The 25,012-nt window shown below is 67.1% G+C and carries 26 protein-coding genes and 1 tRNA gene; 7 read left to right on the top strand and 20 right to left on the bottom strand.

The window, feature by feature from the left end; all coding sequences use genetic code 11:
• The first annotated feature begins 1 nt into the window (after position 1).
• Positions 2-526 (top strand): hypothetical protein, encoded by a 525-nt coding sequence (locus OHB01_RS12790; protein WP_328855416.1) that lies wholly within the window; start codon positions 2-4, stop codon positions 524-526.
• A 130-nt stretch (positions 527-656) separates the two neighbouring features.
• Here the strand turns inward: OHB01_RS12790 and OHB01_RS12795 are convergent, their stop codons facing one another.
• Positions 657-1,874 (bottom strand): hypothetical protein, encoded by a 1,218-nt coding sequence (locus OHB01_RS12795; RefSeq protein ID WP_328855417.1) that lies wholly within the window; start codon positions 1,872-1,874, stop codon positions 657-659.
• A gap of 172 nt (positions 1,875-2,046) precedes the next feature.
• Here OHB01_RS12795 and OHB01_RS12800 point away from each other — a divergent pair, with 172 nt between their 5' ends.
• A complete protein-coding gene (locus OHB01_RS12800; protein WP_307800810.1) occupies positions 2,047-2,553 on the top strand; it encodes an NUDIX hydrolase in 507 nt (168 codons plus the stop codon).
• A 20-nt stretch (positions 2,554-2,573) separates the two neighbouring features.
• Here the strand turns inward: OHB01_RS12800 and OHB01_RS12805 are convergent, their stop codons facing one another.
• The 10 genes from OHB01_RS12805 to OHB01_RS12850 all read right to left on the bottom strand — a co-directional run bounded on the left by OHB01_RS12805 (position 2,574) and on the right by OHB01_RS12850 (position 10,198).
• Complete coding sequence (locus OHB01_RS12805; RefSeq protein ID WP_182886672.1) at positions 2,574-3,107, bottom strand: NUDIX hydrolase; 534 nt, start codon at positions 3,105-3,107, stop codon at positions 2,574-2,576.
• Entirely contained in the window at positions 3,104-3,943 is an 840-nt protein-coding gene (locus tag OHB01_RS12810; protein WP_328855418.1) for a class I SAM-dependent methyltransferase, read from the bottom strand. Before OHB01_RS12810 ends, OHB01_RS12805 begins: the two co-directional genes overlap by 4 nt.
• Positions 3,944-3,994: 51 nt before the next feature.
• Positions 3,995-4,918: a DUF2797 domain-containing protein gene (locus OHB01_RS12815; RefSeq protein WP_328855419.1), complete on the bottom strand. Its 924-nt coding sequence runs from the start codon at positions 4,916-4,918 to the stop codon at positions 3,995-3,997.
• A 31-nt stretch (positions 4,919-4,949) separates the two neighbouring features.
• Entirely contained in the window at positions 4,950-5,651 is a 702-nt protein-coding gene (locus tag OHB01_RS12820; RefSeq protein WP_328855420.1) for a dTMP kinase, read from the bottom strand.
• 17 nt (positions 5,652-5,668) lie between these two features.
• The gene (locus OHB01_RS12825) at positions 5,669-6,736 is read right to left on the bottom strand and encodes a hypothetical protein (protein ID WP_328855421.1); all 1,068 of its coding nucleotides are present in this window, start codon (positions 6,734-6,736) and stop codon (positions 5,669-5,671) included.
• On the bottom strand, positions 6,733-7,551 hold the full coding sequence (locus OHB01_RS12830) for a hypothetical protein (RefSeq protein ID WP_328855422.1): 819 nt from the start codon (positions 7,549-7,551) through the stop codon (positions 6,733-6,735). The genes OHB01_RS12825 and OHB01_RS12830 overlap by 4 nt, the downstream gene beginning before the upstream one ends.
• On the bottom strand, positions 7,551-8,249 hold the full coding sequence (gene folE, locus OHB01_RS12835) for a GTP cyclohydrolase I (protein ID WP_328855423.1): 699 nt from the start codon (positions 8,247-8,249) through the stop codon (positions 7,551-7,553). Before folE ends, OHB01_RS12830 begins: the two co-directional genes overlap by 1 nt.
• Positions 8,246-8,656: a 6-carboxytetrahydropterin synthase gene (locus OHB01_RS12840; RefSeq protein WP_328855424.1), complete on the bottom strand. Its 411-nt coding sequence runs from the start codon at positions 8,654-8,656 to the stop codon at positions 8,246-8,248. Before OHB01_RS12840 ends, folE begins: the two co-directional genes overlap by 4 nt.
• Positions 8,657-8,796: 140 nt before the next feature.
• Positions 8,797-9,531: a 7-carboxy-7-deazaguanine synthase QueE gene (locus OHB01_RS12845; RefSeq protein WP_328855425.1), complete on the bottom strand. Its 735-nt coding sequence runs from the start codon at positions 9,529-9,531 to the stop codon at positions 8,797-8,799.
• 211 nt (positions 9,532-9,742) lie between these two features.
• Positions 9,743-10,198, bottom strand: coding sequence for an ATP-binding protein (locus OHB01_RS12850; RefSeq protein ID WP_328855426.1), 456 nt, complete (start codon positions 10,196-10,198; stop codon positions 9,743-9,745).
• Between the two features lie 89 nt (positions 10,199-10,287).
• Between OHB01_RS12850 and OHB01_RS12855 the strand changes: the two genes are divergently transcribed.
• A protein-coding gene (locus OHB01_RS12855) for an IS3 family transposase (RefSeq protein ID WP_328854087.1) occupies positions 10,288-11,509 on the top strand; the annotation gives its coding sequence in 2 pieces (ribosomal slippage) (positions 10,288-10,577 and positions 10,576-11,509; 1,224 coding nt in all).
• Between the two features lie 104 nt (positions 11,510-11,613).
• Complete coding sequence (locus OHB01_RS12860) at positions 11,614-12,903, top strand: IS256 family transposase (RefSeq protein ID WP_328855427.1); 1,290 nt, start codon at positions 11,614-11,616, stop codon at positions 12,901-12,903.
• On the opposite strand, the gene OHB01_RS12865 is transcribed toward OHB01_RS12860, so the two are convergent.
• A complete protein-coding gene (locus tag OHB01_RS12865) occupies positions 12,900-14,093 on the bottom strand; it encodes a hypothetical protein (RefSeq protein WP_328855428.1) in 1,194 nt (397 codons plus the stop codon). The two genes, OHB01_RS12860 and OHB01_RS12865, sit on opposite strands and share 4 nt — an antisense overlap.
• A 51-nt stretch (positions 14,094-14,144) precedes the next feature.
• Here OHB01_RS12865 and OHB01_RS12870 point away from each other — a divergent pair, with 51 nt between their 5' ends.
• On the top strand, positions 14,145-15,434 hold the full coding sequence (locus OHB01_RS12870; protein ID WP_328854460.1) for an IS256 family transposase: 1,290 nt from the start codon (positions 14,145-14,147) through the stop codon (positions 15,432-15,434).
• On the opposite strand, the gene OHB01_RS12875 is transcribed toward OHB01_RS12870, so the two are convergent.
• The 5 genes from OHB01_RS12875 to OHB01_RS12895 all read right to left on the bottom strand — a co-directional run bounded on the left by OHB01_RS12875 (position 15,417) and on the right by OHB01_RS12895 (position 18,821).
• Positions 15,417-15,815, bottom strand: a complete 399-nt coding sequence (locus OHB01_RS12875) for a hypothetical protein (protein WP_328855429.1) — start codon at positions 15,813-15,815, stop codon at positions 15,417-15,419. The genes OHB01_RS12870 and OHB01_RS12875 overlap by 18 nt on opposite strands.
• A 173-nt stretch (positions 15,816-15,988) precedes the next feature.
• Positions 15,989-16,420: a hypothetical protein gene (locus tag OHB01_RS12880; RefSeq protein ID WP_328855430.1), complete on the bottom strand. Its 432-nt coding sequence runs from the start codon at positions 16,418-16,420 to the stop codon at positions 15,989-15,991.
• Positions 16,421-16,624: 204 nt separating this feature from the next.
• A complete protein-coding gene (locus OHB01_RS12885) occupies positions 16,625-16,882 on the bottom strand; it encodes a hypothetical protein (RefSeq protein ID WP_328855431.1) in 258 nt (85 codons plus the stop codon).
• An 894-nt stretch (positions 16,883-17,776) separates the two neighbouring features.
• Positions 17,777-17,853, bottom strand: a tRNA-Pro gene (locus tag OHB01_RS12890).
• Between the two features lie 35 nt (positions 17,854-17,888).
• Complete coding sequence (locus OHB01_RS12895; protein ID WP_142647871.1) at positions 17,889-18,821, bottom strand: metallophosphoesterase; 933 nt, start codon at positions 18,819-18,821, stop codon at positions 17,889-17,891.
• Positions 18,822-18,901: 80 nt separating this feature from the next.
• On the opposite strand from OHB01_RS12895, the gene OHB01_RS12900 reads away from it, so the two are divergent.
• Positions 18,902-19,357 carry a GatB/YqeY domain-containing protein gene (locus tag OHB01_RS12900; RefSeq protein WP_079313711.1) on the top strand — a complete coding sequence of 152 codons (456 nt, stop codon included), beginning with the start codon at positions 18,902-18,904 and terminating at the stop codon, positions 19,355-19,357.
• A 327-nt stretch (positions 19,358-19,684) separates the two neighbouring features.
• Here the strand turns inward: OHB01_RS12900 and OHB01_RS12905 are convergent, their stop codons facing one another.
• Positions 19,685-21,847 carry a transglycosylase domain-containing protein gene (locus OHB01_RS12905; protein WP_315985167.1) on the bottom strand — a complete coding sequence of 721 codons (2,163 nt, stop codon included), beginning with the start codon at positions 21,845-21,847 and terminating at the stop codon, positions 19,685-19,687.
• A gap of 366 nt (positions 21,848-22,213) precedes the next feature.
• Here OHB01_RS12905 and OHB01_RS12910 point away from each other — a divergent pair, with 366 nt between their 5' ends.
• The gene (locus tag OHB01_RS12910; RefSeq protein ID WP_030506755.1) at positions 22,214-22,510 is read left to right on the top strand and encodes a WhiB family transcriptional regulator; all 297 of its coding nucleotides are present in this window, start codon (positions 22,214-22,216) and stop codon (positions 22,508-22,510) included.
• Positions 22,511-22,594: 84 nt separating this feature from the next.
• Here the strand turns inward: OHB01_RS12910 and OHB01_RS12915 are convergent, their stop codons facing one another.
• Both OHB01_RS12915 and OHB01_RS12920 read right to left on the bottom strand, forming a co-directional pair.
• Positions 22,595-23,734 carry an ArsA family ATPase gene (locus OHB01_RS12915; RefSeq protein ID WP_142647875.1) on the bottom strand — a complete coding sequence of 380 codons (1,140 nt, stop codon included), beginning with the start codon at positions 23,732-23,734 and terminating at the stop codon, positions 22,595-22,597.
• Positions 23,735-23,769: 35 nt separating this feature from the next.
• Positions 23,770-24,810: an ArsA-related P-loop ATPase gene (locus OHB01_RS12920; protein WP_142647876.1), complete on the bottom strand. Its 1,041-nt coding sequence runs from the start codon at positions 24,808-24,810 to the stop codon at positions 23,770-23,772.
• Positions 24,811-25,012 lie beyond the last annotated feature (202 nt).

The following is a 25,012-nucleotide window of genomic DNA, read 5'->3' on the forward strand; positions in this document are numbered from 1 at the left end:
TATGACCTTTGCGGCGCGTCTACAGTTTGCCCTTAGCCAGCTGGATCAAGCGCCCAACACCACCGGCAAGGGAATGCGTCTGCAGCAGGTCATGGAGCTGGTGATCAGTGCGGCCCCTGGATTCACGGTCGTTGATCGCAACAAATTGGACATGCCCAAGAGTGCGGAAATTGATTTGTGGATATCCCATGACAGGCGGCCCGTCATACCTTTCATCGATCCACTCGTCCCGATCGAGTGCAAGAACGAAAACGGAAAGGCTTCGGCCAGCCAGATCCGAGATTTTGCTGGAAAGATCCAGGCAACGGGCGGGTCAGACGGCCTGCTCGTGGCCCGCAAGGGCCTATCTGGGGAAGGCCTCGAAAGCGCGCATAACGCGATTCATGGCTTTCTGAACAACGGCATCAGAATCCTCGTCCTGACCGGCAATGACTTATCCAAGATGCGCAAACCTAGTGACTTCGCACCTCTCCTGAAAGAGCGCTACGTAGAGCTCCGACTCAATCGCACCTACGTCACCTTGTAGCTGAATTAAGGCGCGCTTTCCTGAGCTGGCCAGTGTGCACGGAAGTGAATACGTTTGTGGGGCGGCAGCCAGCCGTGGTGCCCTTGCCCATGTACTCGCACTTCCCGCAACGGGGCAATTTGCAGGCGGATCAGCGGGTCGTTGTTGATTTAGGGGCCAGCTCAGGTCGGGCGGTGACGGTGTCGCGTAAGAAGCTCAGCTTGGAGTAGAACGTGTGCTGTTCTGCCAAGCCGCTTGTCGCAAGGTGGTCCGAGAGCCAGCGGTCGATGCGTTCCATCTCCCGCAGTACCTCATCTTCGTCATGCTCCAGAAGGCTCCGCGAGCGCCGGTACTCCAGCTCACACTGCGACAGGACCACCTCGGGTGCCGCCATAAGGGAGCAGTGATCGAAGAAGATGCCATAGACGTGGCCGGTGCGCATCGACTCGCACTGGACGTCGTAGCGGACGCGCCGGAAGGGCGGCATGGCCTGCACCTGGAGGCCGAGCCTTGAGCCCAGGTACTCTCCGAAGCCGTCTGGAGCAACCTCGATGTCGGCGTACAGCTGCTCACGGCGTGCGAAGGCGTCCTCCGCATACCACTTGCGCTTCAGCACGTGCTTCCCGTCGACAGTGGGGATGAAAGACGCGTAGCCGCGTTCCGCAGCGGGGGCTGTGACCTCGAATAGATGGTTCTCGAAGGAGTAGATCTGGAATTCGTCGCGGTACTCCGGCCGGCAGTCGGGTAGCTCGCCGTAACGGAGGGCCTTCAGCAGCTCCATCGAGGCCGCCCAGATGTCCGTGCCCAGCGCCAGGTTGTACTTGTACTCCAGTTCTGTGCCCGCGAAGTGGGTGTGGAAGTACCTCAGGTGGTTGTTGAGCCGGAGCGCCGACGTCCTGTGTGCGGCCAGCATCGGGTCCAGCCAGCGCAGCGCTTCCACCGAGCCTCCGCCGACCGGCTCGCGAGTGACGCGGACGAAGCAGGCGTCCTCGGGGTGGAACCGGATCTGCGCGTACGCGTGGTATCCGTCAGGGTGTTCGGCCAGGTAGCACAGCGGTACCAGACCAGGAGCGGAGGCCTCGCCGATCATCTCGCGCAGGGCCGCGCCGGCCATGGCGTCGGGCAGCAGGGCACTGCCCTCAATCAGGCCGCCTCCGAGCGGGGTGCTTTCTGCGGTCAGGGCGGTGACCTGGCACATACCAAGCGCGTCCCACCTCACGACTACTGTGATGCTCGGGACGCAGACCTCCTGCGAAGGCACCCGGACCAGGACGATCGGTTCGTCCGGGCGGCGGGGCGCGATCCCATTCAGCAGATGGACTCCTCCCAGGACGACCCAGGTGCCTCGCGGCTGCGCGTCATTGTCCATGGCTGGTACCTCCTCCAGGAGCGGGCACGTCAGCGTGCCTCTCCATGTCGTCGCTCTGGTTTCCGCTCGCCGCCTACACGGTGCGCGCCCGGAGGGTCATCCGGCCGCATTCACGGACCGAGCCGGGTGGCGGCATAGGGTGTGGCGGGTGACTCACGGTGTGCCTGGACAAGTGACCTTGGACGCGGCGATCGCTGATGCTCGCCTCGCTGTACTGGAGTTCGACGACGCTCGGGCCTGGCTGGATCGGGCCCGTCAAAGGCCAATGGAGCCGCTGGCGGCGGAGGTCTGGGTGACCGACCCCACCTGCAAGCACGTCCTGCTTGTGAGGCATCGCTGGCGCGGTTGGGTGCCGCCCGGAGGCAAGGTCGAGCCAGGTGAGACACCACGAGCCGCCGCGTCCCGCGAACTCGCTGAGGAGACCGGTCTGCGGGCTGAGCTGCTGCCAGTTCCGGCGGCGGTATCCGTACGTTCCTACCGTGCGGACTGGTCGCCGACGCTGGGCCTGTCGTATGCCGCGATCATCGACCGTGATGTCCCGCTCCACGGACAGAGCGGCCAGCCGCCGAAGTGGTTCCAACTCGGCGACGAGTGGGAGAGCGTCTTCCCCGAGGATCGCGACCGTATCCAGACGCACGTGCGCAGCCTGGCGGCCGAGCACCTGGGCGAGGTGGGCTGAGCCCCGTCGCGGACCACCCATCAGATGATCTTGTCGATCTGGGCGAGGACGTCGTATGGCAGCGTCAGAAGCCGAAGGTCGTGCAGGAAGCGGGCCCATACCGGCGTCAGCCCAGGTTGCTCCCTGAACTCCGGTTCGCTGATATGCCCGGTGGCGTAGGCAGCGGTGCGTTGCGCGTACCGCTGGAGCTGATCAGGGTGTATCCATCGGGGAGCGCGTACCTCTCGAGCGGACGGGCGGAGTGGACCGGTTGTCTGAGCCTGGTAGATCCACCAGCGGTGGCCGACTTCGCCGCTGATCGAGCGACGGCACCGGTTGAGCCGCCATGCGGTCAGCAGCAGGTCGAGGTGGGTGACTGCCATGCCTACTTCTTCGGCGACCTCCGCGATCGCGGCCTGCTCGGGGCTGCCGTGCTGGTCGATGTGACCGGCAACGGGGGCGATACCGGGGGGTGGCGTCCCCCGTTCGAACATCAGGAGTCCGGCCGGCGAGGAGATGAGCACCCCGACGCTTGTGCGGTCGCAAAGTGTGTCGGGGAAAGCCAGTGCGGTCATGGCTTCTCCCCAGGCCGTTGGGCGACGACGACGAGCCAACTCGTCACGATCGGAGCTTCGGGGGTGGTCAGGGCATACGCCTTGTCCAGGATCTCCAGGCGCTGCTCGTGGGTGAAGTCGCCGACGGGCCGGGTGAAGATCGGGATCGAGAGCCATGCCTTCTTCTCCGCCATGGTGCTGTGCTGAGCGGTGACCTCGGTGTCCAGGACGGTCAGCCCTGCGGCGGCTAGGTGCTCGGTGGCGGCCTCCAGTGACAGCTTGGGTTGTGCCTCCATGGCTAGGGGCGGCGTGTGGCCGTACTCGCGGACGGCGATCTGGTGGATCAGTGTGGTGAGCGAGGGGCCAGTGTGCGCGGTCTTCTCGTCCGGGTGGGCGACTCCCGCGAAGCCACTGCCGACGTTGAACACGAACCGGCCGCCGGGCCGCAGAACGCTCCGAACCGCGGTGAACACGGCCGGGACGTCGGTCTTCCAGATCGCCGAGTTACACACCACGGCGTCGACCATGCGGGGGACGTGCTCAGCAAGCTCCTCGGCCTGGGCGGTGACCCATGACAGGCGCGGGTCGGTCACGATACGGCGACCAACTCGCTGCATGGCGGCGGCGTTGTCCAGGGAGATGACCCGGGCCTCGGCTGGGACCAGGGCGAGGACCGCCTCGGCAGTGGCGCCGGCTCCGCCGCACAGGTCGACCACCAGGCGGCTGACGGAGAGGCCTGCGCGCCGGGCCAGGTCGCGGCTGGTAGCGCCGTACATGGGGAAGTCGCGGGTGAAGGCGGCGTACGCCTCCGCGGTGGTGTCTTCGTCCCAGCCGAGAAGGGCGTCCTGGGGTGCCATGCTGTACCTCGCTTTGGGGAGAAGAGTCGCGCTCGGTCGCGGGGCCGAGGTTCAGAACAGGAAAGCCTGGACCGCGGCACTCGGGGAGGAGAACGGGCCGAGGACGATGCGGCGGCCGGTGAGCGCGCCGAGGTCGAGGACGTAGTGCATCTCCTCGTCTCGGTCGAGGACGGCGAGGATCTGTGAACCGATGCAGGAGACGGTGGCGAAGCCGTGCTCACCTTTCCGTAGGTCGTACAGATAGAGCGCCCGCTTACTCCTGCCCGTGCGAAGGAGGTCCCCTTCGGCTGGCGGGGTCCATGCCTCCAGCACCAGCGGAGCGTTCATATCAGTGAGCGCGTCGGCGGCGCGCGCGACATGCTCCTCATGGGCAGTGCGGGCGGCAGCCAGGTCGATCAGGCCGGTCAGGGCTTGGAGCTTGGCCGCGGCCCGTACGATCTGCGGCAGTTGCAGGCGGCGGGCGAGCGCGTCTTCGAGATAGCGAACGGCGCGGCCGTCGGGGCTCTTGGTCACGTAGGTAGCGAAAAGTGCGCCCTGTTCGTCGAGGCGGGAGCGCTTGCGTGGCTCGGCGGCGGTGCCGACCTTGGTCGCTCCGTCGGCGAAGGTCGCCAGGTACAGCCAATGCGGCTGGGCCATGTAGCGGACGAGCGCCTCAGGGGCGTGGCCGCCCTGATGGAACTGGTGGGCGAAGCGGAAATCGTCCTGCCGAGCGCACCGGGCGCACTGCCCGCTCTGCTCTGCAGGCGCGCGGTCGGGGCAGGCAAGGGCCTCCACACGGACGGACCCGGCGAACTGGTACCGACCCGTGCACCAACGGCCGGCAACGGCCACCCGGAAGCCGAGGCGCTGGCCCATGAACTCGGCGTACGCCAGCGACCCACCGGGAAGCGGAGCGAGCAGCAGCCGGGGATCGCCGGTCGCCCACGTGACGCCGTGGCACACGTACTCGGCGGCTTCGAATAAAGGCACTGGCACGATGTGTTCCTCGTCGTGGGGTGAGGGTGGTTCAGATGGCGAGCTCGAGGCGGCCGGCAAGGGCGTCGGCTACGGTCTTGAACACGGTGTCGCGGTCCATGTCGGTGACGTCCAGGGACAGCCAGTTGCCGCGTTGTTCCTGTTCGTTCAGTTGGGCCAGGACGGTGTCCTGGTAGCGGATGAAGTCCTCGTCGCCGCTGCCGGAGTGGCCGGTCTCCAGCGAGGTGAACTCGCCCTTGCGCCGCAGAGCTTCGCGGGCGCCGAGGCGCAGAAAGATCACAAGGTCGGGTTCGGTGAGGTGGGCGAAAACCTGCTCGGCGAGGTGCGTGGAGACGGCCGGGTTGACCGCGTAGCGGGCGAGGATCTTGTGGTGCGCGTTGTCGAGAATGACGTGGGTACCGGCGGCCAGCGCGGGCTGGATAACGAGCTTGTCCTGGAGGGAATACCAGGCAGCCAGCGCCAGCAGCCAGTAGTGGTCGCCGCAGGCCTGGGCGACCCGCACGTCGCGGCGGTAGACGAGTTCGTTGAGCCGGTCCAGATAGGCGGACAGATCAGGGTCCATGGGGACGTCGGTGGTGTGCTTGCCGACGAGGATGGCCGGGTGGCCGGTGTCGAGCAGGGCAAGGTGCAGGCGAGCGGCGAGAGTGGACTTGCCCGCCCCGTCGATGCCGGTGACCGTGATCTGCCGCCCGCGGGCGGCCCCGTGGGTGGCAGGGTGTGCTGCGACCGTCATGGTCGTATCCCTCCGTTTCAGATGAGGCGGGCTGCCAGCCGGTTCGTGAGGATGTCGCGGATGCGGCCGACCAAGAGGGCGCGCCGCCGGACGACGTCACCGTGACGCTCATTCGACAGGTCCGCGGGGTAGTGGCGGGCGAGGTTGTTGGAGATGACGTGGAGGTAGCCGAAGCCAATCCCCGCGTTGCGCGCAGCCGCCCCCATCGAGCCGATCTCGGGATCCACGAAGGCGTGCTCGGCGTGCCTGGCCAGCCAGTCGCGGTTCTCCAGCAGGATCGATGGGGAAGTCACGTGGAGGCCCGTGTGCACACCGGGCTGGGCGACGGCGAAGTCGCCGAAGAAGTCGTTCCACGTGACGAGCTCACCGTCGACGAGGCTGGCATTGCCGGTCGCGAGCATCGTGTTGGGCTCGATCTGGGGTGCCAGAGCGCCGACCTTGCCCACGTAGACAAGGTCGCTGGCCCCGAGCTCGGCCAGTCGGTGGACCACGCGGCCGGCAACGTCGCCCCAGATACTGTGCCGGAAGCCGAGGTAGACCACACGACGGCCGTGCATCGTGGCCCGGTGCCAGGCATAGCCCGGCCCGTGCGTCCATACCGCGTCGGCAGGTGCCAGATGCTCCAGCGCCCAACCGACGATGACCAGGTCGCCGTCGAGCCCGAGGTTGAGCTGCGCGACGGCCGCACGGCACAGAGCTGGGTCGGGCAGTTGGTATGTGACGTTGTCAGTGGGACGACCGGTCATCGCGAGGTACGTCGCAATGATCAGCCCGTAGTGGTGGATGTAGTCGGTGCCGGGGAACGCCTTGACCAGCAGGTCTCGGCCGTGGGCCTCTGCCGTGGGGCGCTCCCAGTTGAAGAGCTTGCCGTCCTTCTCGTACCGGGAGATCTCCGCTCGGCGGTCATATCCGCCAATGACCCGGATGTTGTCCCAGGACTGTTCCTGAACGAGGTGGTGGACCTTGATCTGCAGGTAGCGCAGCAGGCGGCCCGGGCTCATCGTGTGCCCGTCCACATTGATCGGCGCCGCGGGCAGAACCGCACTGGTGCTGCCGGCGAGCATCTGGTCGGGCGCGAGGCTCATGAGCGAGCCTCCGGGATCCGCACACTGCTGCCCGCTGCCGATCGGACGACGGCGATGTTCCGCCGGATCAGGTCGAACCGCTCCTCCGGGATCGGCCCGAGGTGTTCGATGCGCGGAGTCTTGGGCTTCTCATACGGCCCGTCGAGGAGCATCGCGATGCCCAGCGCGCCGAGCACGACTGGGGCGGCGCCGTCGACGGAGGCAATCCACTCATGCTCGCGCTGTTCGACCAGCTCCAGATGTCCGGTTCGGCCGAGGCCCAGCAGCCGGTAGACGATCCGCTCGTCGACCATGCCACGGTCCTCCAGGTAGCGGGTGGCTGTCCACCGCGTACGGCACAACTGCTCCTCGGGAGCGGGATGCCGGGAAGCGGGCAGTGCGATCGCGCCAACGTAGTCGCTGGAGACGAAGTGGTCGTAGCAGCGCAGCCACTCTTCGTCGTCCGCCGCGTGCAGTACTGCGCACAGGCGGAACTCATCGCTCATATCGTGGATCTCACGAGCGGCCTCGTCGCTGGCCTTGATAGTCGCGGCTCCGTCCCGCATGACGTCCGGAAGGATGATCTCGCGGGCGCCGACCGCGCAAGCAGCCGCAACCAGATCGGCGGCCGGCAGAGCGTGGCCGAGATCGAAGACGCCATTGTCGACGATGATCTCCGCGCCACGTTCGGCCTCCCGACGGAAGAACGCCCGATAGGTGGAGTCGGACAAGACGCGCTGGGCGGCCACATGGTGCACGCGGGCCGGCTCCTGGGCGACGAACATCTCCAAGTATTCGGGCGGCGCGATCACCGAAAAGTCGATGGTCTTGGCCATCACACCGCTCCCCGCTGCCCCGAGGCGATGGTGAGGAATTGCTGGGAGAGGACCGGATCGTGCTTGAAAAGGCCGCCGACCTGCAGGGTGGTGGTGCGGGCGGCTTCCATCCGCACCCCTCGCATACTCATGCACAAGTGGGTTCCGCGGACGGCGACCGCCACATCTTTGCCGCCGACCACGCGGGCGATCTCCTTGGCGACCTGCCGGGTGAACCGCTCCTGCACCTGGAGCCGTCCGGCGTAGTGCTGAGCGATCCGCCCGAACTTCGACAGCCCGATCACCTCACCGTCCGGCAGGTAACCGATCGCGACCTCCAGGTTCATGGGCAGCAGGTGATGCTCGCACAGGGACCACACGCTCATGCCGCCAACCACGACGAGCTGAGCGCTGAGGCGGGTCTCCGTGAAGGACGTGACCATGGCACAGGGCTCGGGCATCAAGAATGAGCTCCACCAGGACGCGACCCGGGCCGGCGTGTCGACCAGGCCCTCCCGCTCGGGGTCCTCGCCGAGCGCGGCCAGCAGTTGGCCGATCAGCTCGGTGACGCGCTTGGTGTCGACCGGTCTCGGCGCTGCAGGGCCAGGCTGTGCTGGCACGGTCGCACTTTGACCGGGCGTGGAACCGTAGACGGCGTTCGTCATGGACGTCGCCTCGGTTGCAATGGTGGGGGAATTGAACATGGGGTGGGCGCTCATCGCTCCTCCACGTCGAAGCGAGCCCAGCTGTGCTCCGTCTCCCGGACCTGGACGGCGACCAGTCGGCCGGGGATACCCGGCTCGACGTTCTGGATGAACCAGCCAGCCAAGAACTGAGCCAGATGCTCAGAAGTCGGCTCGACGGGCATGATCTCGTGCAGGTTGTGGTGGTCAAGCTCGGTATCCAGGAACCTTCTGAACGGCGCGAGGTCCCCGAAGTCGGTGACGAAGCCTGGGCCTTCCAGGACCGCCGCAGTGAGGATCAACTCGACCTCGTAGCTGTGCCCGTGCTGCCGCGAGCACTTGTGCTCCGGCGCGAGGCTGGGGAGCCGGTGCCCGGCCTCGAAGTCGAACAACTTGCCGATGGTGTGCTTGCCCGGCGGGAGCGATACCGAGCTGAAGTCCATGGACTCCCCCTGAACGTGAGTTTCGGCGATATGAGCGGCTGGGGACCGCAAGCCAGGTGACTGCTGGTTGTGGGTTCTCGGGAAATGACGTGAGAGCGCACCTGACCTGCGGTTCTGTCGAAGAAGGTTCATCCACAAGGTCAGCGGCCTCGCTTGTCACCCCACAGCAGTACGTGAAGGCGTTGGGTCATCGACCAGCCGCGGGCGATTACGTCGTCGGCCAGCTCGCGGGCCCGAGAGATGACCGCGTCGGGAGTCGTGCCCTCCGGCATCACGTACACCGGAGTCAGCCCGTAGCGCTGCACCAGATCCTCGATCTCGTCCAGGTCCGACCTGTCGGTAGCGACGAACTTGAAGGTCGAGCGACCGCTTTCGGCCAGGGCGGTCAACGCCTCGGGGACGATGCGCACTCTCTGTGGCACGCTGGCGTTGGACAGCTTGGGCGAGACATTGAAGCGGACACCGTCGATGAGGAGTCCGGAGAGCGGCGCGAATGTGCCATTCGTCTCGAACTCCACTCGGCGGCCGGCGTCGACCAGGCGGCGCACCAACGGGACGAGCTTCCTCTGCTGGATCAGTGGTTCCCCGCCGGTGATCACCACGAGCGGCGTATCCAGAAGCAGCAGTTCGTCTCCCACCTCCATGACGCTGCGCCGCGACGACTCGTTGCGCAGGTCGTATCGGACGTTGTCCCAGGTGTAGGGGGTGTCGCACGGCATCCGCCCGCTACAGGTCAGGTTGCACCGAGAAAGGCGGAGGAAGGCCGCCCGCGTGCCGAGGCTGGGCCCTTCGCCCTGGAATGTGGGGCCGAACAGTTCCGCGACGATCAGGCCGGTTTCCCGTATCGAGATGGCAGCGGTGCTTTGCTCGCTCATGGTTCTCCTGCTCGCATCAAGCCACGTGATGTAAGGCCTGAGATGTTCGGGACGCTCCACCGCGCGGCGTAGTCCGTCACGAAAGCGTGATCGTTTCCGCAGTTGCGGACGGCTGTCGCGCCAAGCGCTGCTCGGCGGCTGCGCGGCGGACACACAAGGGACGTGTGGTCACGCCGCGGCAGGTATCGCGGCGGCCGGTAGGACGCCTGCGTCACAGGGCACTGCCGGTCAGGTCGAAAACGGCCACGACGGCTTTTCCCCCTTGAACCGCCTGGACCATCCAGGCAGTCGCGAACTGCGCGACCAGGAACAGGCCGCGACCGCCCTCGTTTTCGACATTGCCAACTTGGTCCACCGATGGAGCCGTCGGGATTGCACTGATGTCAGTTCCGCGGTCGAGGACGCTTACCGTGACGCCTTTCTCGTAGACGTCCAAGGTCATGGAGACGACTCCGTAACCGTGCTGTAGGGCGTTGCCGACCAATTCGTCGGCCACGAGCACCGCGTCGTCGATCTGCTCCCTACTGGCACGGCCAGACAGTGCAGTCCGTGCCTGCTGTCGGGCGACTGACTGGGGAGCGGCGATGCCACTGAGGTCGAAGTCGAAATGGTCAACCAGTTCTCCCAGAACGTAGTCGTGGACCAACGCGGCGGTCGTCGGGGACACCCTCGTCTCCTCGCGGTTGAACCACTCCGACTTTCGTGGAGGCCCTGAAGCCAGCATCATCTGCTGGCGGAAGGGAGAATCACGTCACGATGCCAGCCCCGAGGAAGTATCCCCAAGAGCTTCGAGAGCGCGCGGTCCGGATGGTGTTTGAGGTTCGCCGGCAGACCGGCGGTGCCCCCGGCGCGATCGCCCGGGTGGCCGATCAGCTCGGTGTTCACCGCGAGGCGCTGCGCGGGTGGGTGCGCCAGGCCGAGATCGACGAGGGACAGCGTCCCGGCACCTCGACCGCTGATGCGCAGCGGATCGCCGAGCTGGAGCGTGAGGTGCGCGAGCTGCGCCGCGCCAACGAGATCCTCAAGGCCGCGGCCGCTTTTTCGCGGCCGAACTCGACCCACGGCCGCCCAGGTAGTTGCCTTCATCGACGCTCACCGCGGCGCTTTCGGCGTCGAGCCGATCTGCCAAGTGTTGCAGGTGGCGACGTCGACGTACTACGCGGCCAAGTCCCGCCCGCCCTCCGCGAGGGCGGTGCGGGACGCCCAGCTCATGGCCGAGATCACCACGGTGTGGAACGAGAACTTCGAGGTGTATGGCGTGCGCAAGATGTGGAAAGAGCTCAACCGGCGCGGCACCCGCGTGGCGCGGTGCACCGTGGCCCGGCTGATGAAGCGCCTGGGGCTTGCCGGGGCGGTGCGCGGGGATCACAAGCGGCCCACGACAACGATCTCCGAAGCCCTCACCGAGCGGACCGAAGACCTGGTCAAACGCGACTTCACCGCCCCCGCCCCGAACCGGTTGTGGGTCGCCGACCTGACCTACATCCCCACCGCGTCGGGGTTCGTGTACGCGGCGCTGGTGATCGACGCGTTCTCGCGGATGATCGTCGGCTGGCGTCTGGCCGATCATCTGCGCACCGACCTGGCGCTGGACGCGCTGGAGATGGCCATCTGGCGTCGCGGAGACGGACGGCGGCTGGAAGGGCTGGTGCACCACTCCGACCGCGGCTGCCAGTATCTGTCGATTCGCTACACCGAGCGCCTGTCGGGTGCCGGGGCGGTCTGCTCGGTCGGCTCCCGTGGGGACAGCTATGACAACGCCCTGGCCGAAAGCACCATCGGGCTGTACAAAACCGAGCTGATCCACCGGCGCGGCCCGTGGAACGGCCTGGACGACGTCGAGATCGCCACCATGGAATGGGTCGACTGGTACAACAACCGGCGCCTCCACAGCGCCTGCAACGACCTCCCACCAGCCGAATTCGAGACCCACTACCGAACACAAACCGCCACGGCTATCCTCACCCCAGCCAGCTAACCCGGCCTCCACGAAACTCGGCGCGGTTCAGGGTGTACCTTCCCGATGATCATGTAGGTCTCATGCATGACCGACGCGCCAACGTCGGTCGGGAAGGCACACCCGTGCTCACCGTAGTCCCTGACCCCGCTGACGGCGACCGCCGTACCGCAGACGCCCCGGTCTCCTCCTCCCTGATCGACGAGATCGTCCGGGAAGGCGCCCGCAGGATGCTCGCCGAAGCGCTCAAAGCCGAGGTCGATGCCTATATCGCCCAGTTCTCCGATCAGCGTGACGACGATGGGCGCCGTCTGGTGGTGCGTAACGGCTACCACCAGGCGCGCGAGGTGCTGACCGCGGCCGGCGCGATCGAGGTCAAGGCGCCCAGGGTCAACGACAGGCGCGTCGATGAGGTCACCGGCGAGCGCAAGCGCTTCTCCTCGGCGATCCTGCCGCCCTGGGCGCGCAAGACACCGAAGATCACCGAGGTGCTGCCACTTCTCTACCTGCACGGCCTGTCCTCCGGTGACTTCGTCCCAGCGCTGGGGCAGTTCCTCGGCTCGGCGGCCGGCCTGTCGGCGCCGGTCATCACGAAGCTGACCGAGCAGTGGAAGGCCGAGCAGCGTGCCTTCGCCGACCGTGACCTGTCGGGCGTGGACTACGTCTACCTGTGGGCCGACGGGGTGCACGTCAACGTCCGCCTGGAGGAGCACCGTTTGTGCCTGCTGGTGATGATCGGCGTGCGCGCCGACGGCCGTAAGGAGCTCATCGCGCTGTCCGACGGCTACCGCGAGTCGACCGAGTCGTGGGCCGACCTGCTGCGCGATTGCAAACGGCGGGGGATGCGCGCGCCGGTGCTGGCCGTCGGGGACGGCGCACTGGGGTTCTGGGCCGCCCTCGGTGAGGTGTTCCCGCGGGCCAGGGCTCAAAGGTGCTGGTTTCACAAAATCGCCAACGTGCTGGGAGCCATGCCGAAGTCCGCACAGAGCGGCGCGAAGAAGGCGTTGGCGGAGATCTGGAACGCCGAGGACAAAGACCACGCCCTGGCGGCGGTGAAGGCGTTCCAGGCCGCTTACGGGGCCAAGTACGGCAAGGCCGTGGCCAAGGTCGTCGACGACGTGGACGAGTTGCTAGCGTTCTACGACTTCCCAGCCGAGCATTGGGTGCATCTGCGCACGACCAACCCCATCGAGTCGACGTTCGCCACCGTGCGGCACCGCACCAAGGTCACCAAAGGCCCCGGTTCACGGGCGGCCGGGCTGGCCATGGCGTTCAAGCTGATCGAGTCAGCCCAGGCCCGCTGGCGCGCGGTCAACGCACCCCACCTCGTCGCCCTGGTCCGCGCCGGGGCCACCTTCGTCAACGGCAAGCTCGTCGAACGCCCCGACGATCAGCCCTCACCAGCAGCTGCTTAGGAACTCGTGATCCACAGGTCTTGACGATTGCTCCAGGGCACCTGCTGCAGCCCAATCGACAGGTCGAGGTTCCACCGGGGGGTACTGGGCGTGACGGCCGAGGTCACCGACGTTATCTTGGCTCGCGCCGGGTATGGGGTAGGACCGGGATCTACGGTGACTGTTGCTCGGACTGCGTCTTCGGGATACGTGCGGCCGAGGTCGGAGCCCGCGAAGGCGAGAACGCTGCCATGGCCGTACTCCTTCCCGTCCACGCGTCTGGTTGAGGCATAGAAGCGGTCGCCTTCGACCGCCAAGCTGCCCGTGAAGGCGTAATACTCGGTGCTGTCGGCCCCGCCCACCTGGGCGATGGTGGAGACTTTGTCTCCCGTTTTCTGATCATATGTAGCAAAGACGAGCTGAACACAACCCCATGGGGAGGAGCTGTCGCAGCTGGAGCCGTCAGCGGCACCCACGATGAAGCGGCCGTTACTGGTACCGTGAAGCGCGACCACGTTGCCACTGAGCGAGTGTCTGGTCCACGAATTGCCGCCATCGGGCGCGAATTTGGTCACTGCGGAGGCCATGCCATCTGTCCATCCCGCGGAACTGCCTGCGACCAGGGCGCCGCCGTCAGCGGTGGTGGCGACAAGGGGATCGGTGAAGCCAACACTTTGCATGACGTCCGGCAACAGCTTGATCCAGTTCATGCCGTTGTCAGGAGAGAAGGCCGCGATACTCGTCCGATTCCTGTCATCTCGGGCACTTACAAGGGCGTAAGCCCTCCCGTCTGCGGTGACTGCGGCTTCTTCACCGATATAGTTCTCCGGCACCGTGTGGGTGGTGACGGTCCGACCATCTGCGCTCATGTACGCGACGGCCGTTCCCGTGTCAACCGCGAACACTCCGCCGTCGAAGGGCATGAGCCTCTGGGTGTGGAAGCCGGTTGGAAAGCGCGCGGTACGAAGAAGGTCGCCGGTGTCCGCCTTGTAGACATGAATGGCTTGGCCGTTGCGCCCTGAGCTGTCGGTCTCCAGCACGTATACGTGGTCGTTCCCGAGGGAGATGCCGTAGTGACCTTCCGGGAGTGCGGCACTCCATTTAATGGCGGCAGCGGTGCGCAGCCGTAGTAGCGAGGCCACGGTGCCGCCGGGAGCAATGCTTAGAACCTGTGGATCTTCAGGGAAGGGGTGTACCTTCCCGATGATCATGTAGGTCTCATGCATGACCGACGCGCCAACGTCGGTCGGGAAGGCACACCCGTGCTCACCGTAGTCCCTGACCCCGCTGACGGCGACCGCCGTACCGCAGACGCCCCGGTCTCCTCCTCCCTGATCGACGAGATCGTCCGGGAAGGCGCCCGCAGGATGCTCGCCGAAGCGCTCAAAGCCGAAGTCGACGCCTATATCGCCCAGTTCTCCGATCAGCGTGACGACGATGGGCGCCGTCTGGTCGTGCGTAACGGCTACCACCAGGCGCGCGAGGTGCTCACCGCGGCCGGCGCGATCGAGGTCAAGGCGCCCAGGGTCAACGACAGGCGCGTCGATGAGGTCACCGGCGAGCGCAAGCGCTTCTCCTCGGCGATCCTGCCGCCCTGGGCGCGCAAGACACCGAAGATCACCGAAGTGCTGCCACTTCTCTACCTGCACGGCCTGTCCTCCGGTGACTTCGTCCCAGCGCTGGGGCAGTTCCTCGGCTCGGCCGCCGGCCTGTCGGCGCCGGTCATCACGAAGCTGACCGAGCAGTGGAAGGCCGAACAGCGCGCCTTCGCCGACCGTGACCTGTCGGGCGTGGACTACGTCTACCTGTGGGCCGACGGCGTGCACGTCAACGTCCGCCTGGAGGAACACCGTTTGTGCCTGCTGGTGATGATCGGCGTGCGCGCCGACGGCCGCAAGGAACTCATCGCGCTGTCCGACGGCTACCGCGAGTCGACCGAGTCGTGGGCCGACCTGCTGCGCGATTGCAAACGGCGGGGGATGCGCGCGCCGGTGCTGGCCGTCGGGGACGGCGCACTGGGGTTCTGGGCCGCCCTCGGTGAGGTGTTCCCGCAGGCCAGGGCTCAAAAGTGCTGGTTTCACAAAATCGCCAACGTGCTGGGAGCCATGCCGAAGTCCGCACAGAGCGGCGCGAAGAAGGCGTTGGCGGAGATCTGGAACGCCGAGGACAAAGACCACGCCCTGGCGGCGGTGAAGGCGTTCCAGGCCGCTTACGGGGCCAAGTACGGCAAGGCCGTGGCCAAGGTCGTCGACGACGTGGACGAACTGCTGGCCTTCTACGACTTCCCAGCCGAGCATTGGGTGCATCTGCGCACGACCAACCCCATCGAGTCGACGTTCGCCACCGTCCGGCACCGCACCAAGGTCACCAAAGGCCCCGGATCCCGGGCGGCCGGGCTGGCCATGGCCTTCAAGCTGATCGAGTCGGCCCAGGCCCGATGGCGCGCGGTCAACGCACCCCACCTCGTCGCCCTGGTCCGCGCCGGGGCCACCTTCGTCAACGGCAAGCTCGTCGAACGCCCCGACGATCAGCCCTCACCAGCAGCTGCTTAGGAACTCGTGATCCACAGGTCTTGACGATTGCTCGCCGCCGGTCGGGACACTGCGAATCTCGAAGATGTTACCGGCGCTGTCGGCAGCCGAGTCGCTGTAGTCGGCGTTGTCTGTGATGGTTGAGCTCAGCTGACCGTCGGCGTCGAAGCGCTGGTATACAGTCTGGTCCTCACCGTAAACCGCGAGCCTGGTCTGAATGGTCACTCCACGATCGTCAGCCATTAGGTTGAGATACTGGCTGCTCAGTCCGCTATTCCAGAGCGGATCGATCGAGCTTGTCGCGTACGCGGCCAGTGTGCCTCCCCCTGGGGCAAGGGTTGCCGCTGCCACCAGCATGCTGGTCGCAACGAAGGTACGTAATCGGCGCGAGACGAGTGGCATGCGTCTCCTCCTTGCATAAGGCCCGCGTGTGCGGGATATGAGAGCGCCGGCATGACCAGTGAGATCGCGATCAGGGCAAGGGTGAGGATTGCCCGTGGGTTTCTTGGTCGCGACCTGAAGATCTGCCGGGATCGGTCAGGTGGAAGGTGACGAACCGGGGAGCGGCAGGTATCTCACCCGGCGCTCATATTGGCCAGGCTGCGCGCCCGCCGGAAATGGGCCTCGAAGCGCTCGCCGTCCTCCGCCCAGACGTCGATCGAGCTATAGCCCGCGTCATCCTTCACGTACAGCATGCTGTAGTCGTCGTGCTTGCCGAAGAGCTTGTCCATCAGGGAGCGAGGGTAGGGAGTGATCGCGAAGAGGATCACGTCGGTGAGCACGTAGCCGGCCACGTCAAGGCTCTGGCTGATAATGAGGAGCCGCCGGTTGGTGAGCACGGTCAGGACGGGGAATCGGTCCTTCGTCCCCCTGAGCAGCCGGAGGATTTTCTCGCCCGCCGGCAGGCTCTGATCGAGGAAGGACAGGTGCTCGCGGCATTCACCGGTGAGACGGGCTCTTTCCTCCGGAGATGTATTGTTCAGCGCGGTGTCCAGGTCGGTACGCATACCTTCCGTCTCCTTCATGGCCGTGTTTGTCATGACTCGTCCGAAGTCCGGCCTTCTCGTCGACATTTCGAAACGCATGACCCACGCCGGGAAAGCGGGGGCGAGTATCTGTGACCACACCGATGGCTCCGGTGATCGAGCAGGGATCGGGGGCCGCCCGCAGGACGGCCAGAGCGCACCTCGCAGGACGCCTGAATGGCGTCGTCATCCTTCCTGGCGACGCATGGCGAGGATCTCCCGAGCTCTGTTGCGCGCCGCTATATGCACCATGTGGTAGCAGGGGCTGGGGTTACGGACCCGCGCGAGGAAGATCGTGATCGGCCATGCCAGCCCGATGTATCCGGCGGTACCGGTTCCAGGGCCGCCCGTAGATCCGGGGACTCCGTGACGACGCAGGTAGTAGCGCTTGGCCATGGCGATTGAGATGACCAGGTAGACGAAGAAGAAGATTGCCCAGCCCATACCGGCCTCGCTTCTCATGGAGTCGTGGGAAAAAGGACCGGAGCGGCTTTTCCATCCGGCCGGGCCCGCGCTTCGGGCCCAACTCAGCCTGACCCGACGAACTGCCGAAGTCATGTCCCCCGAACGGGGGACGTCGAGCGGGCGGCGTCGTAAGCAGACGTGGCGATCGCGCTGCCTTCCCATGAATACCTCAGGTCTCAGCTTCTGCCACCGGGATCGGTGACATGCGCCGGCGATCGCCGAGGTCCCCATGGACCGAGCAGCGCCTCGGCCCGACTCGCCGCCTGGCAGTGCTGCACGCGGGCGGCGATCCTCCGGCGAACGTCACCGTCCCCGGCTGGGCGACCCCGATCTCCGGCCGGCCGTACACGACCGTGACCGCCGGGACCATTGAGGTCTTCGGGTCGCCGACACAGCACGTATCAGATCGGTCACTCTCGAGAATTCGCCGATATGCCCGCGCCACAATCGAAACCCCAAATCTCTCGGTGGCAAGCGACTCAGTGGCCGGCGATCGTCAGGAGGGATCCAGTGCGGGCGAGGATCGGGGTCGACGCGGGCGACGCGGAACACCTGTGGGATTGGCTCGGGACCGCCGCTCGCACCGTCGCCCTGATCGACGCCTTGGTCGGCGCCGACGTTCAGGCGACGCCGCCATCGTCCGCGGCTGTCGCGCGAGGAAAACCAGGCGGCGGCATACGCAGTAGCCGCTCATTGCTTTGAACCACCAGAGATGGCAGACGGGCACCGATTCGACGATCAAGGTGCCCAGGTGAACTCATTTGAACCCGTCAGTGCCCCCTGGCGGCGTTCAGACCGACGGTCAAATGACGGTCAAACGATCAAGGGCCCGATCACTGTCTCCAGCGATCAGGCCCTTGACCTGCAACTACCTGGTCGGGGTGGCGGGATTTGAACCCACGGCCTCTTCGTCCCGAACGAAGCGCGCTGCCAAGCTGCGCTACACCCCGGTCGCTTGGACTTTTCGTCCTGCGCCTCGGCAAGTCTAGCGGACTTTGCGGCTGCTTGTGTCATCCGCCGCGACGGGGCGGCGGGGGACGAGCGTCAGCAGGGTCGCCTCTGGCGGGCAGGCGAATCGCGCGGGTGCGTACGGCGAGGTGCCGAGCCCGGCAGACACGTGCAGCCAGGAGCTCTCGTGCCTGCTCAGCCCCTTGACCCGGGCGCGGTCGATGCCGCAGTTGGTCACCAGAGCGCCGTAGAAGGGGATGCAGAGCTGTCCGCCGTGGGTGTGCCCGGCCAGCAGCAACTGATATCCGTCCTGGGCGAAGCGGGACATGTTGCGCGGCTCGGGCGAATGCATGACACCGAGCCGCAGATCGGCGTCCATCGGGGCCTGGCCCGCGATCTCGTCGTACCGGTCCCTGTCGATGTGGGAGTCGTGGATGCCACCCACGTGGACGTCGAGATCGGCCACCTTGAGGCGGGCCGTGGTGTTGTTCATGTCCAGCCAGCCGGCCTCCCGCATCGCGGCGCCCAGCTCGGCCCACGGCAGGGTCGGCACGTGCTGCCGGGAGTCCCCCTTGGACGTACGCCACAGGTAGCGGGCGGGGTTCTTCGGCCGAGGGGCGTAGAGGTCGTTGGAGCCGTAGACGAACAGACCCGGCCGGTCGAGCAGGGGCTCCACGGCGTACATGTACGACTCGACGGCGTCGGGGTGCGCCAGCGTGTCGCCGGTGTTGACGACGAGGTCGGGGTTGAGCGCGGCCAGCGACCGTACCCATGAGATCAGCCGGTGGCGCCGGGGCGTGAGGTGCAGGTCGGAGATCTGCAGGATCCGGACCGGCCGCTGACCCGGGGCCAGGACGGGGACATCGAACCGGCGCAGCCGGAACCAGTTTCGTTCGATCACCGAGGCGTAGCCGACACCGGCAATGCCGAGGCCGAGCACGGACAGGGGAATCGCGGCTGCTTTCCTCACACAGCCATGATGCCCGACGTATGGCCCGCCTCCCGCATAACCTGGCGAAGACGGGAGCCCGAGCACGGCAAGATGGACGCATGAGTGCGTTGAAGGACAAGCTGAAGGCCGACCTCGCGGCCTCGATGAAGGCCCGTGACGAGGTTCGGGTCCGGACCATCCGGATGGCTCTGGCCGCCGTCAACGTCGAGGAGGTCGCCGGCAAGGAGGCTCGCGAGCTCTCCGACGACGAGGTGATCAAGGTGCTGACCCGCGAGGCCAAGAAGCGCCGGGAGGCCTCCGAGGCGTTCGCGGGCGCCGGGCGGGCGGAGCAGGCCCAGGCGGAGCTGGACGAGCAGGCGGTGCTGGAGGAGTACCTTCCCGCCCAGCTCAGCGACGACGAGCTGAACGCGCTCGTCGACGCGGCGATCGCCGAGAGCGGCGCGGAGGGCCCCAAGGCCATGGGCCAGGTCATGAAGATCCTGAACCCGAAGGTCGCGGGCCGCGCCGAGGGCGGCCGGGTCGCCCAGGCCGTACGCGCCCGTCTGTCCGCCTGAGGGCCGGGGACTCCGGCCGGAAGCCCGAGGCAGGAGATCCCCGTCCGAAAGGGTTAGAACTCCGCTGGACCGCCGCGAATCGGCCGACGCCGGAAGGGGCCCGGCAGGGGACTCGGCGATAAGGCCAGGGCGGGGAAACTCCGCCTTACGGCCCGCGAAGCTCACGGCCCGGAAGCCTCACGGCCCGCAAAGCTCACGGGCCGGAAAAACTCACGGGCCGAGAACCTCACGGCCGCAAACCGTACGGCCGGATATCTCATGGCCGGAAACGGCGATGGGCCGCTCCTCGGCGAGAGGAGCGGCCCATCAGGGGACATCAGGGGAAGATCACCCGAACGGGTCGAAGGGCGCGTCGCCGCCACCCGGACCGCGGCCACCGCCGGGCCCGCCACCGTGCCCGCCGCCACGGCCGCCGGGGCCACCGCCGCCAGGACCGCCGCCGGGACCGCCTCCGCGACCGTCACCGGGTCCGTCGCCGTCGCCCCGCTCGGACTTCGGCTTCGGCGGGGGAGCGCACTGGTGGGCGCAGCCGCCGAACCTCTCCATGTCCGGCTTGACGAACGACGAGGGTTCGACGCCCTTGAGCGCCGCGAGGAAGGTGTCCTTCCAGATCGGGCCCGGGATGCTGGCGCCGAAGACCGAGCCGTACGACCGGCCGCCGATGACGCGGTTGCTCAGCGGGTAGCGGACCGGGCCGCGCGGGTCGCCGAGGCTGACCGCGCCCGCGAGGTCGGGGGTGAACCCGGCGAACCAGACGGTGCGGGAGACGTCGCCCGTACCGGTCTTGCCGGCCGCGTCCCTGCCGATGCCGCCGACGCCGGACATGGTGCCCTTGGTGAACACGCCCGACAGGATGTTCGTGGCCGCGTCGGCGACCGCGGCCTCGACGACCTGCTTGCACTTGGGCTTGAACGAGGTCACCTTGTTGAAGCGGTCGGTGATCTCGGTGATGGCCATCGGTGCGCAGTACTTGCCACGGGCGCCCAGCGTCGCGTACGCCGTGGCGACGGTGACCGGGTCCATCTCGTTGAAGCCGAGCGTGAACGGCTCGAACTCCTGGAGCTTGCCGCCGTCGGCGCGCTTGATGCCGAAGTCCTTGGCGGTCTTCACGACGTCGCAGAGGCCGACCTTCTGCTCAAGGGTGAGGAAGAAGGTGTTGACCGAGCCCCACGTGCCGGTCTGCAGGGTCAGGAACCCGCCGTGGCCCTCCGCGTTGTGCAGCGGGGTCTTGATGTCGCCGACGTTGTTGCCCTTGCAGTCCTTGAACGCGGAGTAGCTGGGCGCCGTATAGGTGCTGCCGACGTTGAAGCCGTCTTTGAACTTGTAGCCTTCCTTCAGCGCCGTCACCAGCGTGAACATCTTGAAGGTCGATCCGGCCTGGAAGCCCGTGCCGCCGCCGTGCGCGGCGTCCGCGACGACGTTGATCGACATCTCGTTCTTCTTCTTGCTGGTGCCGAACTTCCGGCTGGAGGCCATCGCCTTGATGGCTCCGGTGCCGGGCTCGACGAGCGCCTCGGAGGCGACCGGCTTGTCGCTCGGGAAGACGTACTTCTTGATGGCCTTCTCCGCGGCCTTCTGCATCTTCGGGTCGAGCGTGGTCCTGATCGTCAGGCCGCCGCGTGCCAGGAAGTCCTGCCGGGCCTTCTGCGTCTTGCCGAACTGCGGGTCGTTGAGGATCTCATTGCGCACGTACAGGCAGAAGTACGGGTAGTCGCTCTCCTCGCAGCCGCCGGGGATCTCCTTGTCCTTCCACCCCAGCTTCTTCTTCTTGGCCGCGTCGCGCTCGGCCTCGGTGATGATGTTCAGCTCTTTCATGCGGTCGAGCACGACGTTGCGCCGGGCCAGCAGCCGGTCGCGGAACTCCTTGCCCCGGTTGGGGTCGGTGGCGTTCGGGTCCTGTACGGCTCCCGCCAGCGTGGCGGCCTCGGCAAGGTTCAGTTCGGAGGCGTGCTTGCCGAAGAAGCGCTTGGACGCCGCCTCGATGCCGTACGCGCTGGCGCCGAAGTAGGCGATGTTGAGATAGCGGTTGAGGATCTCGTCCTTGCTGTACTTCTGCTCGATCCCCATGGCGTAGCGGATCTCGTTGAGCTTGCGGCCGACGGTCGGCGCGACGGCGGCGGCCTTCTGCTCGTCGGTCTCCGCCTTGTTGTACAGCACCTGCTTCACGTACTGCTGAGTGATGGACGAGCCGCCCTGTGTGACCCCGCCCGTGGTGATGTTCCTGACGAGGGCGCGGGTGGTGCCCTCGACGTCGAGCGGGCCGTGTTCGTAGAAGCGGAAGTCCTCGATCGCCACGATCGCTTTCCGCATGATCGGTGCGATACGGTCCATCGAGACCGATTCCCGGTTCTCGAAGTAGAACTGGGCGATCTGCTTGCCGTGCGCGTCGAGCAGGACCGTCTTCTCGGGAAGTGGCGGTTCGTCGAGCTTCGCCGGCTTGAGGCTCAGGGTCTCGATGCTCGATTTGACCGTGACGCCGGCCCCGCCCACGGCGGGTAGCGCAATCGCCGCCGCCAGCACTCCCGCGACGCCCGCGGCGCCGACGAGGCGCAGGGCAGCACCTGTCCGGGATGCCAGAGATTTGCCGTGAGCTTGCACGGATCCAAGGGTACGTCCGTTTGGTGACTCTCCCGGCATCGACCTCACAGGTCCGCATTACCCTTCGGCGGGGGGGACTAGTCATTCCCGGCCACATGGCCTGACATGACCATGCACGAATTTGGTCCCCCCGGGGTATGTCGGTTCGATCGTTTCGTTGCGTACTTTCTCCTCTGCGGCTACTGCAACCAGGAGGCCCGACGCCCGCGCCCGTCGGCCGAAACGACGACTGACCACCTAAGGGGAGTGGGGTCGAACATGTGGATCACGGATTGGACCTCCCGTGCCGCCTGCCGAGGTGCGGATCCTGACGCACTCTTCGTGCAAGGCGCCGCCCAGAACCGGGCAAAGCTCATCTGCCGTGGATGCCCCGTCCGTACCGAGTGCCTCGCCGATGCGCTGGACAACCGCATCGAGTTCGGGGTGTGGGGCGGGATGACGGAGCGGGAACGGCGTGCGCTGCTCAGGCGCAGGCCGGACGTGGAGTCCTGGCGGGACCTGCTGGAGTCCGCCAAGGAAGAGTACGAGCGCACCAACGAGCTGATCGCCGGCTGAGCCCGGCGCGGCGTCCCGCGGCGAAGCGGGACGCCGGATGTCGCGTCCTCGAAGAACGTCGCGTCTTCAGAAGACGTCGCGGCTTCAGGACGCGAGGAGTTGCCCGATCTGGCGAAGTCCCGCCAGATCGTGCACGTCCTCGGGCATGGCGGGCACCTGTGCGATGGGCACCGTCGGGTGCGCCGAGGTGAAGTGCTCCTGCTGACGCTGCTCCCGTGAGGCGAGCTGCATCCTTCCGGCGTGCAACCGCAGCACGGCCGCGGTGAGATCGTGCTCGCCCCTGGCGGCCAGGTCCTCCGCGGCGGCGGAGCTGCGCGCCGCCGACAGTGACGGCGCCAGCGGCCGGTGTACGCGGTTGACGACCAGCCCGGCCAGCGGCATGCGCTCGTCGGCCAGCCGCTCCACGAAGTAGGACGCCTCACGCATCGCGTCGCGCTCGGGCGCGGCGACGACGAGGAACGCCGTGCCCGGCGCCTGGAGCAGCCGGTAGGTCTGCTCGGCGCGCTGGCGGAAACCGCCGAACACCGCGTCGAGCGCGGTGACGAACATCTGGATGTCGCGCAGCACCTGGGCGCCGATCACCTTGGTCAGGATGCCCGCGACCATGCCGAAACCGGCGTTGAGCAGCTTGAACGCGCTGCGCCCGCCCGCCTTCGCCGGTGCCGTGAGAATGCGGATCAGCCTGCCGTCCAGGAACCGGCCGAGGCGTTCGGGGGCGTCGAGGAAGTCGAGCGCCGACCGCGACGGCGGGGTGTCCACCACGATCAGGTCCCACTCGTTCGAACGGCGCAGCTGGCCCAGCTTCTCCATGGCCATGTATTCCTGCGTGCCGGAGAAGCTGGACGACAACGACTGATAGAAGGGGTTCGTCAGGATCTGCTGGGCGCGCTCCGGGTCGGCGTGGGCCTCGATGATCTCGTCGAAGGTCCGCTTCATGTCGAGCATCATGGCGTGCAGCTCGCCGCCGGCCTCTCCGGCGCCGTCCACGCCGTCGACGCGCCTGGGGGTGTTGTCGAGCTCGGTCAGGCCCATGGCCTGGGCCAGCCGCCTGGCGGGGTCCACGGTCAGGACGACCACCGAACGGCCACGTTCGGCGGCGCGCAGCCCGAGGGCCGCGGCCGTCGTGGTCTTGCCGACGCCGCCCGAGCCGCAGCACACGATGATTCGGGTGTCCGGATCATCCAAAATCGCGTCGATGTCCAGCGCGGGCGCCGTCCTGGTCACAGCTCAGCCTTTCGCTCTTGCGTTCGGTCGGAAGGTCACGCGGCACCCTGGGCGCGCAGGGCGTCGGCCAGCTCGTAGAGCCCGGCCAGGTCGGCGCCGTCGGGCAGCAGCGGCAGGTCATACCGCGGCACGCCGGCCTCCTCCAGCGCGACGCGCTCGCGCTTTTCCAGCTCGGTCCGCAGGGCGTGCTCGGTCACCTCGCGGGCGAGCGCCTCGGCGACCGCGGAGGCGTCGGCCGTGGCGTCCGTCAGCCCGGCCGCCTTGAGGCCGAGCGCGAGTTCGGCGGAGTCGAACCGTCCCTGGGCGGCCGCCTCCAGCACGCCCTCGGGCAGCCCGGCGGGGCGCACCATGTTGACGAACACGCCGCCCACCGGCAGGCCGGTCGCGCGCAGCTCCTCGATGCCGTCGAGCGTCTCCTGGACGGGCATCTCCTCCAGCAGCGTCACGAAGTGGACCGCCGTCTCGGGGGAGGCGAGGACGCCCCGCACCAGGTCGGCGTGGTTCTTGATGGGCCCGACCCGGGCCAGCCCGGCGACCTCCTGGGTCACGTTCAGGAACCGGGCGATCCGGCCGGTCGGGGGCGCGTCCATGACGATCGCGTCGTACACCCTGCGGCCCTGCTTGTCGCGGCGCCGTACGGCCTCGCTGGTCTTGCCGGTGACCAGGACGTCCCGCAGGCCGGGGGCGATGGTCGTGGCGAAGTCGACCACGCCCATGCGGGTCAGCGCCTTGCCCACGCGCTTGATGCCGTAGAACATCTCGAGATATTCGAGCATGGCCTCTTCGGGGTCGACGGCCAGCGCGTACACGTCCCCGCCGCCGGGGGCCACGGCGATCTTGCGTTCCTCGTACGGCAGCGGCGGCAGGTCGAACGCCTGGGCGATGCCCTGCCGTCCCTCGACCTCGACGAGCAGCACCTTGCGCCCGCCCGCCGCGAGGGCGAGCGCGAGCGCGGCGGCGATCGTCGTCTTCCCCGTGCCGCCCTTGCCGCTCACTATGTGCAGGCGCACGCCGTCCCAGTCGGTGTCACGGGCCTCCCCGTTGCTCCCGCCGCGACTGCCGGTCGGCTGACTCACCGTGCCTCCTCCGGACGGCCGGCGAGATCGCGTCCGCGGATCGTCGCGCGGTGGTTCCCGTCGGCGTGCCTGCTCCACTCGCCCACGTGAGGAAGGCTACCCAAGCGTCACATGCCGATTCGCGCCGGTCGTCCACAGTCGGAACCCCGAGGTACGGCTTGCGCGTGGATCGGGTAAGAGTTCGCCAATGGGTGCATTCCCG

It is taken from the genome of Microbispora hainanensis (assembly GCF_036186745.1).
Lineage (GTDB): Bacteria > Actinomycetota > Actinomycetes > Streptosporangiales > Streptosporangiaceae > Microbispora.

Bases quoted from the DNA above. Each gene is read 5' to 3' on its own strand.
- OHB01_RS12790 (WP_328855416.1), top strand. From the start codon at position 2: ATGACCTTTGCGGCGCGTCTACAGTTTGCCCTTAGCCAGCTGGATCAA.
- OHB01_RS12795 (WP_328855417.1), bottom strand. From the start codon at position 1,874: ATGGACAATGACGCGCAGCCGCGAGGCACCTGGGTCGTCCTGGGAGGA.
- OHB01_RS12805 (WP_182886672.1), bottom strand. From the start codon at position 3,107: ATGACCGCACTGGCTTTCCCCGACACACTTTGCGACCGCACAAGCGTC.
- OHB01_RS12810 (WP_328855418.1), bottom strand. From the start codon at position 3,943: ATGGCACCCCAGGACGCCCTTCTCGGCTGGGACGAAGACACCACCGCG.
- OHB01_RS12820 (WP_328855420.1), bottom strand. From the start codon at position 5,651: ATGACGGTCGCAGCACACCCTGCCACCCACGGGGCCGCCCGCGGGCGG.
- OHB01_RS12825 (WP_328855421.1), bottom strand. From the start codon at position 6,736: ATGAGCCTCGCGCCCGACCAGATGCTCGCCGGCAGCACCAGTGCGGTT.
- OHB01_RS12830 (WP_328855422.1), bottom strand. From the start codon at position 7,551: ATGGCCAAGACCATCGACTTTTCGGTGATCGCGCCGCCCGAATACTTG.
- folE (WP_328855423.1), bottom strand. From the start codon at position 8,249: ATGAGCGCCCACCCCATGTTCAATTCCCCCACCATTGCAACCGAGGCG.
- OHB01_RS12840 (WP_328855424.1), bottom strand. From the start codon at position 8,656: ATGGACTTCAGCTCGGTATCGCTCCCGCCGGGCAAGCACACCATCGGC.
- OHB01_RS12845 (WP_328855425.1), bottom strand. From the start codon at position 9,531: ATGAGCGAGCAAAGCACCGCTGCCATCTCGATACGGGAAACCGGCCTG.
- OHB01_RS12865 (WP_328855428.1), bottom strand. From the start codon at position 14,093: ATGATCATCGGGAAGGTACACCCCTTCCCTGAAGATCCACAGGTTCTA.
- OHB01_RS12875 (WP_328855429.1), bottom strand. From the start codon at position 15,815: ATGCCACTCGTCTCGCGCCGATTACGTACCTTCGTTGCGACCAGCATG.
- OHB01_RS12880 (WP_328855430.1), bottom strand. From the start codon at position 16,420: ATGCGTACCGACCTGGACACCGCGCTGAACAATACATCTCCGGAGGAA.
- OHB01_RS12885 (WP_328855431.1), bottom strand. From the start codon at position 16,882: ATGGGCTGGGCAATCTTCTTCTTCGTCTACCTGGTCATCTCAATCGCC.
- OHB01_RS12900 (WP_079313711.1), top strand. From the start codon at position 18,902: ATGAGTGCGTTGAAGGACAAGCTGAAGGCCGACCTCGCGGCCTCGATG.
- OHB01_RS12910 (WP_030506755.1), top strand. From the start codon at position 22,214: ATGTGGATCACGGATTGGACCTCCCGTGCCGCCTGCCGAGGTGCGGAT.